Source organism: Burkholderia sp. 22313 (genome assembly GCF_052045245.1).
Taxonomy (GTDB): Bacteria; Pseudomonadota; Gammaproteobacteria; order Burkholderiales; family Burkholderiaceae; genus Burkholderia.
Window position 1 is genome coordinate 122183 of the sequence record NZ_JBQEON010000017.1, and the last position, 18192, is coordinate 140374.

An 18192-nucleotide genomic window follows, 5' to 3' on the forward strand; every position below is an offset into this window, starting at 1 on the left:
CGCTTAGTAGTACGACGACGTATGAATGCAGATCCGCCGACCGGCGCATCGATCCCCGATCCCCAACCTCTGAAGGAGTGCCCATGGCAGCCAACCGTCGCCGTTCGTCTTCGTCTGTCCGATCGCCTTCGCCGAAGCGCGTATCGCGCCGCGACTTCATCGGCTGGACCGGCGCGCTCGCCGGCGGCGCGGTGCTCGGCGGGCCGCTCGCGGCCACCCGCGCGTTGGCGGCCGGCACGCCGCCCAATGCGGCGGTCGACCTGATCTGGGGCGAGCACGGCGCGGCGGCGCGCATTGCGGCGTCGCTCGCGCACGTGTCGCGGCTGGCGTTCCGCAAGCATGACTTCGACGTCACGCACTACGGCGCGCGCCCATGCGCGACCGTCGCGCAGGTATCGCCGTACCCGGTGGCGAAATCGCCCGTCAGCCCCGGTTCGGAACTCACGACCGCACCGGGCGCCTTCGACTCGCGTCCGGCGTTTCTCGCGGCGATCGACGCATGCGTGCGTGCCGGCGGCGGCCGCGTCGTCGTGCCGGCCGGCAACTGGTATTGCGCGGGGCCGATCGTGCTGCAGAGCAACGTGAATTTCCACCTGAGCGCGAACTGCACGATCTACTTCAGCCCGAACCCGGCCGACTACGCGAAGGACGGCCCGGTCGACTGCGGCGCGAACGGCCATCTCTACTACAGCCGCTGGCAGGCGAACGACTGCCTGAACTACGGCGCGCCCGTCTATGCGCGCAATGCGACGAACCTCGCGCTGACCGGCGAAGGGCCGACGTCCGTGCTGAACGGGCAGGCGATGACGCCGTTCTCCGGTTCCGGCAGCAGCAGCGTGTGCTGGTGGACCTACAAAGGTTCGTCGGGCGCATACGGCGCCGGCCCGGCGGTGCCGGCCCAGAACGCTGCGAATCCGAACAACGTCGACTTGCGGATCGTCGCGCCCGCGATTCCGGACGCGCTCTATGCGCTGCTCACGTCGCCCGTCACGCCGTGGCAGCAGGACCAGAACTACCTGCCCGCGCTGTCCGAGGCCGGCGTGCCGGTCGAGCAGCGCATTTTCGGGCTCGGCCATTACCTGCGCCCGTGCATGGTCGAATTCATCGGCTGCACCAACGTGCTGATGGCGCACTACCAGACGCAGAACACGCCGTTCTGGCAGCACCATCCGACCGCGTCCCGCAACGTCGTGATCCGCGGCGTGACGACCAACAGCATCGGCCCGAACAACGACGGTTTCGATCCGGATGCGTGCACCGACGTGCTGTGCGAAGACTGCACGTTCAACACCGGCGACGACTGCATCGCGATCAAGTCGGGCAAGGACCGCGACACGGAATACGGGCCGGCCAAGCGGCACCTGATCCGCAACTGCACGATGAACAGCGGGCACGGCGGCATCACGCTCGGCAGCGAGATGGGCGGCGGCGTCGAGCAGATCTACGCGACCAACCTGTCGATGCTGAATGCGAACTGGCAGACCAATCCGCTGAACATCGCGATTCGCGTGAAGACCAACATGAATCGCGGCGGCTACGTGAAGGATTTCCACGTGAAGGGCGTCACGCTGCCGAACGGGCTGACGCTGAAGGGCGGCGGCTACGGCAGCGCGCTGCTCGCGGGCAGCCCGATCAACGCGAGCGTGCCGCTCGGCGTGGTCACGCCGGCGGCCGGCAATCCGTCGGCCGCGCAGGGCGGCATCGTCACGTTCGACTGTGACTACCAGCCGGCGAACGACGCGGTGCGCACGCGGCCGCCGGTCGTGCAGAACGTGACGATCTCCGACGTGAAGGCGAGCAACGTGACGCTGAACGGCGTGACCGCGTCGTGCTTCCAGGCGATCGTCGCGCAAGGGCCGGTCGCGTTCGACTACAACGGCACGCCGCCGACGCCCGCCGTGCAGCCGATCTCCGGCGTGACGATCCGCAATTGCGACTTCGGTACGCCGGTTGCATCGGGCTCGCCGACGGTCACGTCGCCGGGGCCGATCTATGCGTTCAACGTGAGCGCGATGACGCTGGCGAACGTGACGATCGCCGGGCAGGTGGTCAACACGACGATCACCGACAAGCGATGACGTAGCGGCGTGGGCGAGCGTTCGCGTGCGGCCCGTGCGNCCGGCCGATGCACGCGAACGCGAAGCCGGGTGCGAACGCGGCCGCGTTACGCCAGCGTCTTCACCATGTGATGTTCATCGTAGAAGCGGCCGTCGACCCGCAGCGAGCGCGGCTCGGTGCCGAACCGGACGAACCCTTGCGACGCATACAACCGTTCCGCGGCGCCGTTGATCTCGTTCACGCACAGCATCAGTTGCGTGCACTGCCACGTTTGCGCCGCATGCGCGCTCGCGTGATCGAGCAGCGACTGCGCGATGCCGCGCCCGCGATACGCGGGGTCGACGAACACGCCCCAGATCGTCGCCTTGTGCGCGACCTTGGCGCGCGCATCGCGGCGCACGCCCGTGATGCCGACGAGCGATGCGCCGTCGAATGCGCCGAACACGGCCTGACCGTCGGTCGGCGTGATGCGCTTCGCGAATTCGTCGACCGACACGCCGGCTTCTTCGTCGCGGGTCGGCAGGAACGAGGTCGGCGACGTGTCGACCGCGCGTAGGCGGACGGACTGGAATTGCGCCGCATCGGCGGCATCGAGCAGGCGGATCGTGATCATCGGTCGGAGTTGTCGTGGGTGTGCCGGGATAGCGGGATCGACGCGGAATCTGCAGCGCGAGGGCGCGGCAGGACATCGACGATGCTAATCGGAATCGGCATCGCGTGCTGTCGGGTTTTGCGTAGCCGAGGTCACGCGAACGGGGGGGCGTTGCACCTCCGTTCGATGCGCTCGATGCGCTCGCGTGGGTGTTGCGCCCGATGAGATGAACGTCGGCGTGGATGAGGCGCGCGAGTGCGGTCGAAGCGGCGTCGACGCGTCGTGTTCGGCAGGTATGCCGCGTCGACGCGAAGCAGGCAACGGCAGCGAAGCGCGCCGGAGCGGCGCATGCGACCACGCGCGCGAAACGTGCGGGGGGCGCGTGAAAGACGCGCGCTGCGCCCGATCAAGTCAGGCGCCCGCGCGCCGCATCAATACCGCGACAGCTGATTGCCGTTGATCTGCACGCGATCGCCCGGGCGCAGGTCGCCCGGCGACTGCACGTCGAACGAGCGCGTCGAGCCGTCGCTGACCTGCACGTCGATCCGGTAGCTGCTCGGCGGTTGGGCCGCGCCCATCTGCTGGCCGATCTGGTTGCCGGCGACGGCGCCGCCGAGCGCGCCGATCACGGTGGCCGCATCGCGGCCGTGACCGCGGCCGAACTGATTCCCCACCAGCCCGCCGACCAGCGCACCGACGACGGTGCCGGCGACGCCCGACGTGCCGACCGAGCCGTTGACCGGCTGGATGTTCGCGACGGTGCCGTATTGCGTGCCGTAGCCGTTGCCGTACTGGCCGCCGTATGGCTGCTGATTGCCGTATTGATCGTACTGCGGCGCCTGGTTCGGATACGCCGGCTGCTGCGGCTGCACGTAGCCGGGTTGCGAATACGCGGGCTGCGCGTAGCCGGGCGTCGCGTATTGCTGCTGCGGATAGCCCGGTTGCGCGCCGTAGTAACCCGGCGCGACACAGGCGGTCAGCGGAAGCGCCGCCACGGCGACGAGCGAGGCGAACAGAACGGTCTTCGTGGAAGGCATGCGCATCATGATGTTTCCTGCATCGGCAACGTGTTCGCCGACGAATTCCGGGACGGGTGGCGAACTCGGCGTGAGTATAAGGAAAGGGCGGAGGCCCGTCCGGTGCGGCCGGGTAACAACGTGTAAAGTCTGTTGCCGCGCAAATCGTGGCCGGGGGCGACGCTGCGGCGCGCCCGAGCGCGACCGCGCCGATACGCCGTGAGCGGCCACGCGGCCCGCTTCCCGGTGATCGCGCCCCATCGCCCCGCCACGCCCGGCGGGGCGCCGCGCGCGCATCGCGAAATCGAATGCGCGGCATCGCGACATTTAATTGGCCTCTGGCCGCCCCGTCCGATATCGTGACCGCATTCCCTGCCGACGGTCGCGCCGTGCCGGCCGCGGTTCCCTCCCGTGTCCGCGCCGGCGTCGCGCAGCGACCGCCCCACCCTTCCGAGTCATGTCCGATCGTTTCTTCACCCACGCCGTCGATGCCGGCGGCCAGCCCATCAACCTCGTCGTCCGTGACGGCCGCTTCGTCGCGATCGGCGCCGATTGCACCGCCGCGCCCGGCGCGGACACCATCGACCTGGGCGGCCGCGTCGTGCTGCCCGGTTTCGTCGACGGCCACATCCACCTCGACAAGAGCTTCGTCGGCGACCGCTGGGTATCGCACGAGCCGGCCGGCTCGCTGCGCGAGCGGCTCGCGGTCGAGAAGCGCCAGCTCGCGGCCGCGCCGCCGATCGTCGAGCGCGCGAATGCGCTGATCGCGCAAGCCGCCGCGTTCGGCACGATCGCGATGCGCAGCCACGTCGACGTCGACGCGACTACCGGCCTGTCGAACCTGCAGGCCGTGATGGCCGCGCGCGAATCATGGCGCGGGATCGTCGACATCGAGCTGGTCGCGTTCCCGCAGGCCGGCGTGGTGAGCTGCCCGGGCACCGCCGCGATCCTCGATGCCGCCGTGCGCGAAGGCGCGGACGTGGTCGGCGGGATCGACCCGACGACGCTCGACGGCGACGCGGACGGCCAGCTCGACATCGTGTTCGGCATCGCCGAGAAGCGCGGCGCGAAGATCGACATCCACCTGCACGAACCGGGCGAGACCGGCATCGCGCAACTGTTGCGGATCGCGGCGCGCACGCGCGCGGCGGGCCTCGGCGGCCGCGTGAACGTGAGCCATGCGTATGCGCTCGGCCAGGTCGACCATGGCGACGTCGAGCGTGCCGCCGCGGCGCTCGCCGATGCCGGCGTGTCGATCCTGACCAATGCGCCGGGCGACTGCGCATTTCCGCCGGTACGGCAGTTGCGCGACGCGGGCGTGCACGTGTTCGCCGGCAACGACAACATTCGCGACGCGTGGTGGCCGTACGGCAACGGCGACATGCTGCAGCGCGCGATGATGGTCGGCTACCGCTCGGGCTTTTACACCGACGCAGCGCTCGGCATCGCGCTCGACATGGCGACGCACGCCGGCGCCCGGGCGATCGGCAAGGCCGGCTACGGCATCGCGGTCGGCTGCGACGCGAGCTTCGTCGCGGTGCGCGCGCCGAATGCGGCGGCGGCCGTCGCCGGCGTGCCGGCCGAACGCTGGGTCTTCCGCCGCGGCGAAAGCGATACCGATGCACCGTTCGCGCCGGCGCTGCGGTTCACGCGCTAACGACCCGATCGCCGTCGCGATGCGTGCATCGCGACGGTCTTGCACCGACCGACTGACCGACTGACCGACCCAACCGGAACCGACATGACGAACCTGCTGATCCGCAACGTCCGCACGCACGCCGACGAAGCGCTCGACATCCTGATCGAAGGCGAGCGCATCGCGCGCGTCGGCCCGTCGCTCGACGCGCCCGCCGGCTGCGCGATCGAGGACGGCGCGCGCGCGCTTGCGCTGCCCGGCCTCGTCGAAGGCCACACGCACCTCGACAAGACCCACTGGGGGATGCCGTGGTATCGCAACGCGGTGGGGCCGCGCCTCGTCGACCGCATCGAGAACGAGCGCCACTACCGCGCGACGAGCGGCCACGATGCGGGTGCCGCGTCGCTCGCGCTGTCGCGTGCGTTCCTCGCGGCCGGCACGACGCGGATCCGCACCCACGTCGACGTCGACACCGAAGCCGGGCTGCGGCATCTGCACGGCGTGCTCGCCACGCGCGAGACGCTGCGCGGCCAGGTGGAAATCCAGATCGTCGCGTTTCCGCAGTCGGGCGTGCTCAAGCGGCCCGGCACGGCCGCGCTGCTGTCCGACGCGCTGGGCGCGGGCGCCGATCTGCTCGGCGGCCTCGATCCGTGCGCGATCGAGGGCGATCCGGTGGAGGCGGTGGACGTGCTGTTCGGGATCGCCGAGCGCCACGGCCGCGGGCTCGACCTGCATCTGCACGAGCGCGGCTCGATGGGCGCGTATTCGCTCGATCTCATCCTGCAGCGCACGGCCGCGCTCGGCATGCAGGGCAAGGTCACGATCAGCCACGGCTTTTGTCTCGGCGATATCGCGGACCGCGAGCGCGACGCGCTGCTCGCGCGGATGGCCGAACTCGGCGTCGCGATCGTCACGACCGCGCCGGCTGCGGTGCCGGTGCCGCCGGTCGCTGCGTGCCGCGCGGCAGGCGTGACCGTGATCGGCGGCAACGACGGCGTGCGCGACACGTGGACGCCGTACGGTTCGCCCGACATGCTCGAACGCGCGATGCTGATCGGCATGCGCAACGATTTCCGGCGCGACGATGCGCTCGACGTCGCGCTCGACTGCGTGACGCACGGCGCGGCGCGTGGTTGCGGCTTCGCCGACTACGGTCTGGAAGCGGGCAAGCGCGCGGACGTCGTGCTCGTCGATGCGCTGACGTTCGCCGAGGCTGTCGTCGCGCGGCCGGCGCGGCGGCTCGTCGTGTCGTCGGGGAAGATCGTCGCGCGTCACGGCGCGCTCGTCTGAGCCGGGCGGCCGGGCGCCGCATCGCGATGGCGATGCCTAATCCCGCTCGTGTTCCAGCATCGCCGCGAGCGCCTTCGTCAGTTCGCTGACCATCGGATCGGCCGTCGGCCGATGCAGGATCGCGATGTCCATGTTCTCGATCGGCGCGAAGCCGCCGTGCGCCGCGGTCAGCACGACGTGTTCGTCGGTCACCACGCGCGCGGGCAGCACGCTGATGCCGAGCCCGTCCGCGACGGCCGCCTGGATTCCGCTCAGGCTCGACGTCGTGAAGCTGATCCGCCAGCGGCGGCCGCGTTCCTCGATCGCCTTGATCATGTCGTCGCGATAGAGCCCGCGCGGCGGAAACACGACGATCGGCACCGGATCGAGGTCGATCGTCGGATGCTGCGCGCTGTCGATCCAGCGCAGCCTTTCCGGCCAGCGCGCCACCGACTCGCGGCTGTCGCGCCGTTGCTTGATCAGCACGAGATCGAGTTCGCCGCGATCGTAGGCCGCGCAGATGTCGCGGCTCAGTCCGCACATCACCTCGAGCTTCACCTGCGGATGATCGCGCTTGAACGCGGCGAGCGCATGGGTCGTGCGGCCCGCCGCGAAATCGTCGGGCACGCCGAGCCGGATCGTCAGCGCGACGGTCGCGCCCGACAGCGCTTCCAGCATCTCGTCGTTCAGCGCGATCATGCGTCGCGCGTAGCTGAGCACCGTCACGCCGGCATCGGTCGGCCGCACGTCGCGCGTGCCGCGGTCGAGCAGGCGATGCCCGGCGATCTCCTCGAGCCGGCGCACCTTCTGGCTGACCGTCGACTGCGTCGAATGCAGGCGCGCGGACGCGGTCGTGAAGCTGCCGCAGTCGGCGACCATCACGAGCGCGCGCAACAGGTCGAGGTCGAACAAAGGTCTATTCATTTCTGCACTTTTCTGGATTCGAGCATTTCATTTCCAAATGCGTGCGACGACTTTTAACATGGCCCCGGCCCGCGGGCAATCGCGGTTTCGCCGGACCTGGCGCGCGTGCCGATCGACGCGATCATGCCCACACTTTTCGATAGAGACCAAGCGCCGTCGACCACGTCGCAAGGTGCGTCCAGATGGCGCGGAGCGGCGTGCCAGAGTGTGCCGCGGCTTCTTCGGCGGCTTTGATCACGACGGGCAGTGGCACTTCGTCGAGGATGACGGAGAACTGCGATTCGTATCCTGCCGGAATCCGGCCCGTGGTCAACGCGTCGGCCATAGCCGCTCGGTCAACTCGCCCTTGTAACTGACGTTCGCGCTGACGACGGCTTTGTAGAGCCCGTTGTGATCCTTGCGCGGATGCGCCGTGATTTCGATGCCGAGTACGCCCAGCAATCCGATCAGCTTGCTGATCCCGATGTCGTTGGTTGTGCCGATTTCGAGCTGGTTCACGGTAAGGATCGACACGCCGGCGAGTTTTGCCAGCTGATGTTGAGTCAGATCGAGTTCCGTCCTTCGTTTGGCGACGATCCGGCCGATTTCATGGAGTTGCATGTTGATTTCCTGATACCGGGGGTTTCGAATGTAAGGCAGATTCTGCTTTGGCGATTGCCAATGCGGTATAGGCCGGAGCGAAGATTTCGGAGATCCATTCAAAGGAGAGCCCGAGCGCCTGTCGATTATCGACATCCTCGTCCTGTGGATATCCGGCAAAACACGGTCTCGACAGACTGTGAGACGCATCGGGTAAACACTGGAAATTTCGGTAATTCAAGCTAAATTACCCCACGAAGATCGCTACCCCGGCCTTCCTGCGCGATTTCTCCGCCGGGCTTCCCCTCGTCCATCTCCGCTCCATTTCTCCCGCTTGCGCTCAAAAATTGAGCGGTCTAGACTGCATCGCAGTTTCATCGAAGTCCCCGTCTTTCGCACACCGTGCCGCGCCGGGTATCCCGGCGCGACGCCCCCAACAGACGCCCGGCGCTTGCCCGCCACGTCGAGACCACAAGGACCCTTCATGAACCGCACCGCAAAGCTCGTCGTTTCCGCGCTGGCGTTCGCGCCGCTCGTCGCGTTCGCACAGGACACCGCGACGATCCGCTGGGGCATCGATCCCACCTATCCGCCGTTCGAGGCGAAGCAGCCTGACGGCTCGCTCGCCGGTTTCGACATCGACCTGCGCAATGCGCTCTGCGAGCAGATGCATGCGAAATGCGTGTGGGTCGAGCAGGGCTTCGACGGGATGATTCCGGCGCTGCGCGCGCGCAAGTTCGACGTGATCATGTCCGCGATGACGGCCACCGACGAGCGGCTCAAGCAGATCGACTTCTCGAACAAACTGTATGCGTCGCCGGGCGCGCTCGTCGCGCCGGCCGGCTCGAAGCTGCTGCCGACCGCGGCGTCGCTCGCCGGCAAGCGCATCGGGATCGACCAAGGCACCACGCAGGAGGCGTACGCGAAGGCCGAATGGGCGACCAAGGGGGTGACGATCGTGTCGTACCAGAACCAGGACCAGGTGTATCAGGACCTCGTGAACGGCCGTCTCGACGCGACCTTCCAGGACAAGACGCAAGCCGGCTATTCGTTCCTGAAGACGCCGCGCGGCAAGGGCTACGCGTTCGCGGGCCCGGACGTGACCGACGTGCGCATCACCGGCTACGGCGTCGCGATGGGCGTGCGCAAGGGCGACGCCGAGATGAAGAAGCGGCTGAACGACGCGATCGTCGCGATCCGCGCGAACGGCACGTACCAGAAGATCGCCGCGAAATACTTCGACTTCGACATCTACGGCGCGAAGCAGCAACTGACCTCCGCACCGTGAACCCGTGATCCAACCGACCGTCACGACTGCGTGACTCATTCCATCGACAGGCAACCCATGACGAGTATCCAGGAGCGCGTCGCGAAAGCCGTGACGCCCGAACTGATCGCCGCGTTCCGCGACGAAGGCGCGGTGTGCATCAAGGGCATCTTCTCGCCCGACGAAGTGGCCGCGCTGCGTGCCGGAATCGACACGAACCTCGCGCGGCCGAGCGAACGCGCGAAGGTCGCGAGCCGGCCCGACGATCCGGGCTGGTTCTTCGAGGACTTCTGCAACTGGCAGCACAACGACGCGTACCGCGACTTCATCGTGCGTTCGCCCGCGCCATCGGTGGCCGCCGCGCTGATGGGCACGCAGACGGTGCGGCTGCATCACGACCACCTGCTCGTGAAGGAGCCCGGCACGCGGCAGCGCACGCCGTGGCACCAGGATCAGCCGTACTACAACATCGAAGGCGACGACAACGTCAGCATGTGGATTCCGGTCGACCCGGTGCCGCTCGAATCGACGCTGGAATTCGTCGCGGGTTCGCACCAGGGGCCGTGGCTGATGCCGCGCACGTTCATGGACAAGGAGGCGAAGTGGTTCCCGGAAGGCAGTCTCGCCGACCTGCCCGACATCGAGGCCGACCGCTCGGCGTTCCCGATCCGCCATTGGGCGCTCGAGCCGGGCGACATGGTGTGCTTCCGGATGCTGACGCTGCATGCGTCGGGCGGCACGCAGAACCGCCGGCGCGCGTTCTCGATCCGCTTCGTCGGCGACGACATTCGTCACGCGCCGCGCCGCTGGAAGACGTCGCCCGACTTTCCGGGGCTCGCCGACGAACTGCCGGACGGCGCGTCGCTCGAGCATCCGCTGTTTCCGGTCGTGTGGTCGCGCGGCGCGGGGCAGGTCGGGGCGATCTGAGCGGCAGCGTCACGCGAACCTCACGCGACATCACGCGCGCGGCGGCTGTTTCGCGATGAAGCGGCCGTCGCGCGTGATCGTTTTCACGCGGCGGTGAAGGTCGTTCAGGTCTGGTGACGCCCCGCGCCCGGCTTGAAGCGCGAGCCGAGCCGGTAGCGATTGCCCGGATGCAGGAAGTGCACGAACGTGACCGGCAGCCCGTTCGTCCAGGTGCGGCGCGTGAGCGTGAGGCACGGCTCGTCGGCGCGCATGTCGAGCAGTCGCGCCTGTTCGCCGGTCGGCAGCGACGCGTCGACGACGTGCTCGATCTCCAGTTCGTAGTGCGACACGTTATTGAACAGGTATTCGGACGGCGGCTCGGTCTGGAAATCCTGATCGATGAAGTCGGGTGCGGCGGCCGGATTCACGTAGCGGTCCTCGAGCTGGATCGGACGGCCGTTTTCCTCGTGCACGCACACCACATGAAAGACCGGCGTGTTGACCGCCAGCCCGAACGCGGCCGCGACGTCGAACGACGCGGGTTCGCGCGACTGGCTGAGCACGCGGCAGCGGTACTCGTGGCCGCGTGCGCGAATCTCGTCGCGGATGTGCGCGATCATCAGCAGGTTCGACTGCGGCTTCACTTCGGCCACGAAGGTGCCGACGCCCGCGATGCGCTTCAGCACGCCTTCCTCGGTCAGCTCGCGCAGCGCGCGGTTGACCGTCATGCGCGCGACGCCGAATTGCGCGGCGAGATCGAGTTCGGACGGGATGCGGTCCCCCGGGCGCCAGTCGCCCGCATCGACATTCTGGCGAACGAGCGTCTTGATCTGCTGGAACGGTGCGGTGGTCTTCGTGACCATCGGGGGATCCTTGGGGAAAGGCAATCGCGAAATTCTATCCCGGATCAGCTCGCGGGCAGTTCGCGAATGTCGGCCGTCGGCACCGAACCGAACGCGTCGCTCAGCGCATGGCCGATCAGCTGTCGCGCGGCGGCCTCGGGTGTCGACAGTGCGCCGCTCGCCTTCAACTGGTCGAATTTCTCGCGCAGCGGGAAGTTTGCTTCGCTGGTCGAGCGGATCGTCGCCTGCATGCCCGTATCGACCACGCCCGGTGCGACGCTGCAGATCCGCAGCGCACGGTTCGTGTCGAGCGCGACCGCGCGCGCGTGGTGGTCGAGCGCGGCCTTGGTCGCACAGTAGATGCTCCAGCCCGCGTACGCATTGCGCGCGGCGCCGCTCGACACGTGCAGGATCCGGCATTCGGTCGGGGCCGATACCGCCTGCACGAGCGCGGCCGACAGCATCAGCGGCGCCGCGACGTTCAGGCCGACCACGCGCGCGACGAGCGCCGGATCCTGCGCGTCGAGCGGCCCGATCGGATCGACGATGCCCGCGTTGTTGAAGAGCAGCACGAGCGACGCGCCGTCGACGAAGCTGCGCAGCGTGTCGCCGGCGAGCCACGTCGAAACGGCCGACGTGTCCGACAGGTCGAGCTCGGCTTCGGCGAAGCGGCCGCCGGCCTGCGCGGCAAGCGACGGATGGCGGCTGCGCGACACGCCGAGCACGGCGATGCCTTCCTGCAGCAGGTGTTCGGCGAGCGACGCGCCGAGGCCGCGCGTGTGCCCGGTGACGATGGCGCGCACGTGCGGCGCTAAAGAGGATGCAGTCATGGCGGTGAACGAGTGAACGGTTGAATCGTGTTGACGAGCGCGGCGCACAGGTGCGGCGGCGCGGCTTGCGGGACGGGCGGTGCGCGGCGGTGGCGTTGCCGGTGAAGGCGGGTGCGTGCGGCGCCGCGTGTCCGGTCCGGGTGAACGCACATCGTAGCGCCGGCCTGCGCGTCACGCAAACGCGGGGCAATGCCGCGCACGGGCGCCGCGCGTGAATGCGTGGCGTCGAACGCGTGTCTCGTCGTGCAACTTCGTGCGATGCCGAGCGGCCGATCCGTTGGACGAAAGCCGGGTGCGGCAAGTGGGCGCGTCGTGACGTCGCGCGACGCCGGGCCGCGCATCGCGAGCTATCATATGGCTCGCTCGTTCGAGCCTGTTTGCGACGCCGGACGGGCTACGACGGTTTCCCCTTCACCTGCTGCACGCTGCGACGCCATCATGAACACCACGCCGGACATGCCCACGCCACGCGCCCTGCGCGAACTCACGCCGCTCGAGGCCCGCATTCTCGGCGTGCTCGTCGAGAAGCAGCACACGGTGCCGGACACCTATCCGCTGTCGCTGAATGCGCTGACCTCGGGCTGCAACCAGAAAACCGCGCGCTCGCCGGTGATGAACGTGAGCGAGGACGAAGTCACGACCGCGCTCGACGGGCTCAAGCACCTGAGCCTCGTGATGGAGGGCAGCAGCAGCCGCGTGCCGCGTTTCGAACACAACGTGAACCGCGTGCTCGGCATTCCGAGCCAGGCGATCGCGCTGCTGACGATCCTGCTGCTGCGCGGCCCGCAGACGGCCGCCGAGCTGCGCCTGAACAGCGCCCGCCTGCACGGCTTCGCGGACATCTCGTCGGTCGAGGCGTTCCTCGACGAACTCGCGGCGCGTGCGCAGCCGCTCGTCATCCGGCTGCCGCGTGCGCCCGGTGCGCGCGAGAACCGCTGGATGCATCTGATGTGCGGCGAGGTGAACGTCGCCGACTTCGCTGGTGCGGATACGGGCGGCGGCGCGGATTCCGTGCCGCCGTCCGAGTTCGAGGCGCTGAAGGCCGAGCAGAAGCGGCTGTCGGATGAAGTGGCGCGGTTGAACGCGCTGGTTCAGCGGATGGCGGCCGAACTCGGCATCGACGTCGACGTGCCGGGCGCCGCCGACTGATCCATCGCCCGAGCCGACACCGCACCGGCGCGCTCGCGCAGCGCGCCGGACAAGACGGACAAGGCTGACAAAATTCCGTCCGCGACGCAGCCCGCATCCGCATGACCAGCGGCACCCCGTTTTCCCGGACGCATCGACGTTCCGCGCCCACTCGAAATCCGTCTTCTTGCCGGTGCGCGCATGGGTGTGCGTCATCGAGCAGCGCTTCAGCCGATATTGATGCGCGTGGCGCCCGCGTCGACGAGCCGGAACAGCAGATCCTCGACGGCCGCGCCCGGTGCCGAGCCGAGATCCGCGTTGACGCGCCATCCCTGCCCGGTGCTCGCCGGTTCCGACAGATAGTGAACGATGCCGTGCAGGCCGTCTTCGGCCGGCACGCTTTCGTCGTCGGCATCGAACCATGCGAAGAACCAGGTCTTGAACGCGTCGGTGGCTGCGGCTTCGCCGAGACCGTCGGCTTCGATCGTCGCCCAGTCCCACACGAACGGCCGGATCGACACGGCCGCCGTTTCGAGTTCGAACGCGAACGGTTCGAAATCCAGTTGCGTGGTCGAATCGATCATCGCCGGCTGGCCGGCCGAGTCGCCTTCGGTGTGGACGGTATCGGCGCGGCACGGCAGCGCGAGCGGGCCTTCGGTGGCCAGCGTGCCGTCGGCTTTCCGGTAGGCCGGTTCGACGACGGCCGCCGGTTGCGCGGCCGCTTGCGCGAGCAGGTCGGCGTAGGGTTGGCGGATGGCGCTGAGCAGGTCGGATACGGTCATCGTGGCGTGTCGGGCAAGGGGTGAGCGAGCAATCGCGGGCAGGCAGTGCATCGTGCCGCCTGCGTCGAACGAGGGGCCGCATCGGCAGCGGACAGCCACGATCGTACGGCACGTCGGCGACCCGCTGCCACTCGGCCGAATGGCCGGCGCAACCCGATCGCCGCCCCTTTGCAACCGTCGCGTCGATCGCGATCGCCTTCCCCCGCCGCGCCTCGCTGCCGCCTTGCGCGAGTGCCATAATCGAGGCTGCCCATCATCCCAGACGTCCCCGGAGAATTCCCATGCAGAACCTCGACAATCCTTCCCACGATCGCGAGGTAGGCAGCGCCGACGCGACGCAGGACACCACGCGCATCGACGACGTTCGTATCGGCGCCGTGCGTCCGCTGATTTCGCCGGCGCTGCTGCAGGACGAGCTGCCGGTGCCCGCCGGCACGCAGACGCTCGTCGAGGACACGCGCCGCGCGATCGGCGACATCCTGCACGGCCGCGACGACCGGCTGCTGCTCGTCGTCGGCCCGTGCTCGATCCACGATCACGACCAGGCGCTCGATTACGCGCGTCGCCTGAAGCTTGCCGCCGATGCGCTGAAGGACGACCTGCTGATCACGATGCGCGTGTACTTCGAGAAGCCGCGCACGACGGTCGGCTGGAAGGGGTACATCAACGATCCGCGGCTGGACGGCAGCTTCCGCATCAACGAAGGGCTGCGCGCCGCGCGGCAACTGCTGCTCGACATCAACGCGCTCGGCCTGCCGGCATCGACCGAATTCCTCGACCTGCTGAGCCCGCAATACATCGCCGACCTGATCGCGTGGGGCGCGATCGGCGCGCGCACGACCGAGAGCCAGAGCCATCGGCAGCTCGCGTCGGGGCTGAGCTGCCCGATCGGCTTCAAGAACGGCACCGACGGCGGCGTGCAGGTCGCATCCGACGCGATCGTCGCCGCACGCGCGAGCCATGCGTTCATGGGGATGACGAAGATGGGGATGGCCGCGATCTTCGAGACGCGCGGCAACGACGACGCGCACGTGATCCTGCGCGGCGGCAAGAACGGGCCGAACTACGACGCCGAGCACGTCGAGGCCACCTGCGCGGTGCTGCGCAAGGGCGGATTGCGCGAGCAGGTGATGGTCGATTGCTCGCATGCGAACTCGAACAAGTCGCATGAGCGGCAGATCGAGGTGGCCCAGGATCTCGCGCGGCAGTTGTCGCAGGGCGAGCACCGGATCGTCGGCGTGATGGTGGAGAGCCATCTCGAAGCCGGCCGGCAGGACCTGAAGCCGGGCGTGCCGCTGCAGTACGGCGTGTCGATTACCGATGCGTGCCTGAGCTGGTCGCAGACGGAGCCGGTACTCGACGTGCTGGCGGAGGCGGTGCGGCATCGCAGGGTGTATTCGCGCAATGCGTGACGCGGCATGATGGCGTGGCGGAGTGGCGTCCGCCGCGTCGTTCGATGCACCGGTGAAGACCGGCTGCCTGTCTGCCACGTTCTCCTGATCGACCGCCGTGGCGTCGTTTTTTTCGCGCCGAGCGCACTGTTCGTCCGCACGATCGCTGATCTTCATCAGGCTTCTCCCGCCTGCCACATCGCACTCCGAACGCACGATCCGGCGAATGCCGCTACCATGAACGCCGTGTTGCACGCTGCGGCCCGGCCACGCCGGTCCGCCACGCACACACGCCGTGGTGGCGGCGCGGCCGGCCGCCACGCGACCGACGAAGCGCGGGGCGCTCACCGATCAGCCGTTGCGCCTGCGCCGCTTCGCTCCCGGAATCAACAACAACCGAACCGGAGTGCAACGCACATGAAGTTCTACAAGACCCTCATCGCAGCAACCGTCCTCGCATCGAGCGTCAGCGCGCACGCGCAGATCGCCGGCGCGCAGCCGCTCAGCGTGACCGTCGAGCAATCGCAGGCGCTGCTCGAAGGCTGGAGCGTGAAGAAGAGCGTGCTCGGCAAGGCGGTGTACAACGACGCGAACCAGAAGGTCGGCACGGTGCGCGACCTGATCGTCGCGCCGGACGGCTCGGTGTCGGCGGCGATCGTGTCGGCCGGCGGCTTCCTCGGCGTGGCCGCGCATGACGTCGCGGTGCCGATCGCGTCGCTCGACGTGCGCAACGGCAACATCTACCTGCCGGGCGCGACGAAGGATGCGCTGAAGGCAACGCCTGCGTTCCAGTACGCGAAGGTGCCGTCGCCGCCGAAGCCGAAGAAGGTCGACGACAAGCACTGATCCGCGTCACCCGTGCGGTGCTCGTCGCGCGACGCGGCGGGCGCCGTTTATCGTTCCGCCCCACCCTCCGGAGGCGCGAGCGCCACGACCTGGCTGATGCCTTCGCGTGCCGTCTTCGCGTACGTACGGACTGAAGCGCTCCGTACTCGACGTTCTCGACGTCGTCGCGGGCCGCGCCGTGCCAACGCAGCCACGCGTCCTGCACGATGTCCTCGGCGTCCGCGACGGAGCCGAGCAACCGGTACCTGGTCTTCTGCTATCACGGGCGGAGGACGTGGATCGGACGGGTTCTATTTCTTGAGACCGCTCTCGAGTTCGATCAGTGCTTTGCCGTGCGCCGGTGCCAGAAGCTGACGCACTTCCGGCAGTACGCGGCGAACAAGCACGCGCGATGATCTTGGCAGTGCGGCGCATGCATCTTCGATGTCACCAGTACGGTGTTCCCCGAGCATCGCGAGCGATACGCACGCTTGCTGCACCTCCTTGCTGGATTTGATCAGCATGCTGGTTCGCAGCCTCGACACCAGCAGTTTGTGAATGGCGAATCGGGCCGGCGATGGCACTCGCACGGGCACGGCGCCGTGACGCGAAATCAAGGTGGCCATTTGCGACTCGCCGAGCAGGATTCAGACCTGACCGATAGTCAATGCGGCAAAAATGCCGTACACATATCGGGCACATAATTCATCCTACATAAGGAGCCTGAGAAGATGCGAAGGAGTTACCTCAAGATTGGTGACAAGTCGTCGGCGGGTGGAACGGTTATCGAGGGGATACCGGATTGCTTCCATCATGGAACGGAATTGACTTATCTAGGTGCACAGGTGGTCTGTCCTGCATGCCAGTCAACCGGCCGAATCGTTCCCAAGGGGCCCCGGTGGCCCAGCAATATGATGGGTCACGAGCCAGCGCTTGAAGGCGATTTGTGCGTCTGTAAGTGCTACCCGAACCCTGTCATGCTCGCATCGCAGGACTCCATGTTTGAGAGCTTTGAGGCTCAGGGCCTAGCGGACATGGGATTTGCTTCGACTGGTCTGGCTTCGACCGGGGAGCTTAATCTCTAGTTCCAAGTGCAACACCTTGAATCAAGTAAGGTGTTGTGATGAAGAAGTACCAGCATCTGAGCGCGGAGGACCGCGCGGCAATCATGATCGAACGTCAGCGGGGAACCAGCATGCGAGAGATCGCACGGCGATTGGGGCGCAGCGCTTCGACGGTTTCTCGCGAACTGGCTCGTAATCGGAATGCGGCAACGCCGCGCTACGAAGCAACCCAGGCGGCCTCGTCCTATCGGCTTCGCCGTCGGCGCTGCGTACGGCGTCGTAAGTTGAGCGAAGGCAGTACGCTGTACTGGCATGTGCATCATCAACTGGTCTATCGACGCTGGTCGCCGCAGCAAATTGCTGCCAGACTCCGCGACATGCATCCAGACAATCCTGACCAGCGCGTCAGCCACGAAACGATTTACGCCGCGATCTATACCCATCCCCGAGGTGGACTCAAGCAGGCGATGATCGAGGCGCTTCGCCAAGAGAAGCCTGCGCGCGGCACCACCCGTCGAACCCTTGCGCGCAAGAGCTTCGTGCCGGATGAATTGCGCATCATTCATCGGCCTGAGCAGATTGAAACGCGGCAATGGCCGGGACATTGGGAGGGCGACCTCGTCAAAGGCGCGTTCAATCGATCCTGCGTTGGAACGCTGGTCGAGCGTAAAACACGGTTCGTCGTGCTGTGCCGCATGGACGGCTGTACCGCCCAAGACGCACTCGAGGGCTTCACGCGCCAGATGAAGAAGGTGCCGGCCTTCCTGCGTGAGAGCCTGACGTACGACCGTGGATCGGAGATGACCTGTCATGTCGAGCTTGCCGAGCGACTGAACCTCGATATCTGGTTCGCGGATCCATACGCTCCGTGGCAGCGCGGCAGCAACGAGAACACAAACGGCCTGCTACGCCAGTTCTTGCCAAAGGGCATGGACCTCTCGGGCGTCACGCAGACGCAATTGAACGATATCGCCAAGCTGCTCAATGGACGTCCTCGCCAGACGCTCGGTTGGAAAACGCCCGAGGAAGCCATGGCCATGGAACTGGCAGCCGAGGGGTTAGCAAAACGTTGCACTTGACTCT

At 67.5% G+C, this 18192-nt stretch carries 19 protein-coding genes and 1 pseudogene; 10 read left to right on the forward strand and 10 right to left on the reverse strand.

From position 1 onward, the window contains the following. Positions 1-83 precede the first annotated feature (83 nt). Positions 84-2078, forward strand: coding sequence for a glycosyl hydrolase family 28 protein (locus tag ACTJKF_RS16260; RefSeq protein ID WP_440624535.1), 1995 nt, complete (start codon positions 84-86; stop codon positions 2076-2078). 86 nt (positions 2079-2164) lie between these two features. Here ACTJKF_RS16260 and ACTJKF_RS16265 read toward each other — a convergent pair whose 3' ends face one another. Together ACTJKF_RS16265 and ACTJKF_RS16270 are read right to left on the reverse strand one after the other, a co-directional pair. After that, positions 2165-2671, reverse strand: a complete 507-nt coding sequence (locus ACTJKF_RS16265; protein ID WP_440624536.1) for an N-acetyltransferase family protein — start codon at positions 2669-2671, stop codon at positions 2165-2167. A 410-nt stretch (positions 2672-3081) separates the two neighbouring features. Next, a complete protein-coding gene (locus tag ACTJKF_RS16270; protein ID WP_440624537.1) occupies positions 3082-3696 on the reverse strand; it encodes a glycine zipper 2TM domain-containing protein in 615 nt (204 codons plus the stop codon). 427 nt (positions 3697-4123) lie between these two features. Here ACTJKF_RS16270 and ACTJKF_RS16275 point away from each other — a divergent pair, with 427 nt between their 5' ends. Both ACTJKF_RS16275 and ACTJKF_RS16280 read left to right on the forward strand, forming a co-directional pair. Then, positions 4124-5323 carry an amidohydrolase family protein gene (locus ACTJKF_RS16275; protein ID WP_440624538.1) on the forward strand — a complete coding sequence of 400 codons (1200 nt, stop codon included), beginning with the start codon at positions 4124-4126 and terminating at the stop codon, positions 5321-5323. Positions 5324-5407: 84 nt separating this feature from the next. Continuing rightward, complete coding sequence (locus ACTJKF_RS16280) at positions 5408-6592, forward strand: amidohydrolase family protein (RefSeq protein ID WP_440624539.1); 1185 nt, start codon at positions 5408-5410, stop codon at positions 6590-6592. 36 nt (positions 6593-6628) lie between these two features. Here the strand turns inward: ACTJKF_RS16280 and ACTJKF_RS16285 are convergent, their stop codons facing one another. From ACTJKF_RS16285 to ACTJKF_RS16295, 3 genes are all read right to left on the reverse strand, one after another. Then, entirely contained in the window at positions 6629-7495 is an 867-nt protein-coding gene (locus ACTJKF_RS16285) for a LysR family transcriptional regulator (protein ID WP_440624540.1), read from the reverse strand. A 121-nt stretch (positions 7496-7616) separates the two neighbouring features. Next, the gene (locus ACTJKF_RS16290) at positions 7617-7820 is read right to left on the reverse strand and encodes a hypothetical protein (RefSeq protein WP_440624541.1); all 204 of its coding nucleotides are present in this window, start codon (positions 7818-7820) and stop codon (positions 7617-7619) included. Continuing rightward, a complete protein-coding gene (locus ACTJKF_RS16295) occupies positions 7805-8095 on the reverse strand; it encodes a helix-turn-helix domain-containing protein (RefSeq protein ID WP_440624542.1) in 291 nt (96 codons plus the stop codon). Before ACTJKF_RS16295 ends, ACTJKF_RS16290 begins: the two co-directional genes overlap by 16 nt. Before the next feature lie 463 nt (positions 8096-8558). Here ACTJKF_RS16295 and ACTJKF_RS16300 point away from each other — a divergent pair, with 463 nt between their 5' ends. Further along, entirely contained in the window at positions 8559-9362 is an 804-nt protein-coding gene (locus tag ACTJKF_RS16300; RefSeq protein ID WP_440624543.1) for an ABC transporter substrate-binding protein, read from the forward strand. A 57-nt stretch (positions 9363-9419) separates the two neighbouring features. Then, positions 9420-10268 carry a phytanoyl-CoA dioxygenase family protein gene (locus ACTJKF_RS16305; protein ID WP_440624544.1) on the forward strand — a complete coding sequence of 283 codons (849 nt, stop codon included), beginning with the start codon at positions 9420-9422 and terminating at the stop codon, positions 10266-10268. A 104-nt stretch (positions 10269-10372) separates the two neighbouring features. Here the strand turns inward: ACTJKF_RS16305 and hutC are convergent, their stop codons facing one another. Both hutC and ACTJKF_RS16315 read right to left on the reverse strand, forming a co-directional pair. Further along, complete coding sequence (hutC, locus tag ACTJKF_RS16310) at positions 10373-11110, reverse strand: histidine utilization repressor (protein ID WP_440624545.1); 738 nt, start codon at positions 11108-11110, stop codon at positions 10373-10375. Positions 11111-11154: 44 nt separating this feature from the next. After that, positions 11155-11919 (reverse strand): SDR family oxidoreductase, encoded by a 765-nt coding sequence (locus ACTJKF_RS16315; RefSeq protein ID WP_440624546.1) that lies wholly within the window; start codon positions 11917-11919, stop codon positions 11155-11157. Between the two features lie 438 nt (positions 11920-12357). Here ACTJKF_RS16315 and ACTJKF_RS16320 point away from each other — a divergent pair, with 438 nt between their 5' ends. Next, positions 12358-13068, forward strand: coding sequence for a YceH family protein (locus ACTJKF_RS16320; RefSeq protein ID WP_440624547.1), 711 nt, complete (start codon positions 12358-12360; stop codon positions 13066-13068). A gap of 206 nt (positions 13069-13274) precedes the next feature. Here the strand turns inward: ACTJKF_RS16320 and ACTJKF_RS16325 are convergent, their stop codons facing one another. Beyond that, positions 13275-13829 carry a hypothetical protein gene (locus tag ACTJKF_RS16325; protein WP_440624548.1) on the reverse strand — a complete coding sequence of 185 codons (555 nt, stop codon included), beginning with the start codon at positions 13827-13829 and terminating at the stop codon, positions 13275-13277. A gap of 281 nt (positions 13830-14110) precedes the next feature. Here ACTJKF_RS16325 and ACTJKF_RS16330 point away from each other — a divergent pair, with 281 nt between their 5' ends. After that, on the forward strand, positions 14111-15241 hold the full coding sequence (locus tag ACTJKF_RS16330; protein ID WP_440624549.1) for a 3-deoxy-7-phosphoheptulonate synthase: 1131 nt from the start codon (positions 14111-14113) through the stop codon (positions 15239-15241). 396 nt (positions 15242-15637) lie between these two features. Then, positions 15638-16066 carry a PRC-barrel domain-containing protein gene (locus ACTJKF_RS16335; RefSeq protein WP_440624550.1) on the forward strand — a complete coding sequence of 143 codons (429 nt, stop codon included), beginning with the start codon at positions 15638-15640 and terminating at the stop codon, positions 16064-16066. 115 nt (positions 16067-16181) lie between these two features. Here the strand turns inward: ACTJKF_RS16335 and ACTJKF_RS16340 are convergent. Both ACTJKF_RS16340 and ACTJKF_RS16345 read right to left on the reverse strand, forming a co-directional pair. Beyond that, a pseudogene (locus ACTJKF_RS16340) lies at positions 16182-16322 on the reverse strand (sigma factor); the annotation flags it as partial. A 34-nt stretch (positions 16323-16356) separates the two neighbouring features. Further along, positions 16357-16671: a GSU2403 family nucleotidyltransferase fold protein gene (locus ACTJKF_RS16345; RefSeq protein WP_440624551.1), complete on the reverse strand. Its 315-nt coding sequence runs from the start codon at positions 16669-16671 to the stop codon at positions 16357-16359. Positions 16672-16776: 105 nt separating this feature from the next. Here ACTJKF_RS16345 and ACTJKF_RS16350 point away from each other — a divergent pair, with 105 nt between their 5' ends. Then, the gene (locus ACTJKF_RS16350) at positions 16777-17130 is read left to right on the forward strand and encodes a PAAR domain-containing protein (RefSeq protein ID WP_440624552.1); all 354 of its coding nucleotides are present in this window, start codon (positions 16777-16779) and stop codon (positions 17128-17130) included. A gap of 38 nt (positions 17131-17168) precedes the next feature. After that, positions 17169-18188, forward strand: coding sequence for an IS30 family transposase (locus tag ACTJKF_RS16355; protein ID WP_440624553.1), 1020 nt, complete (start codon positions 17169-17171; stop codon positions 18186-18188). The last annotated feature ends 4 nt before the right edge of the window (positions 18189-18192 follow it).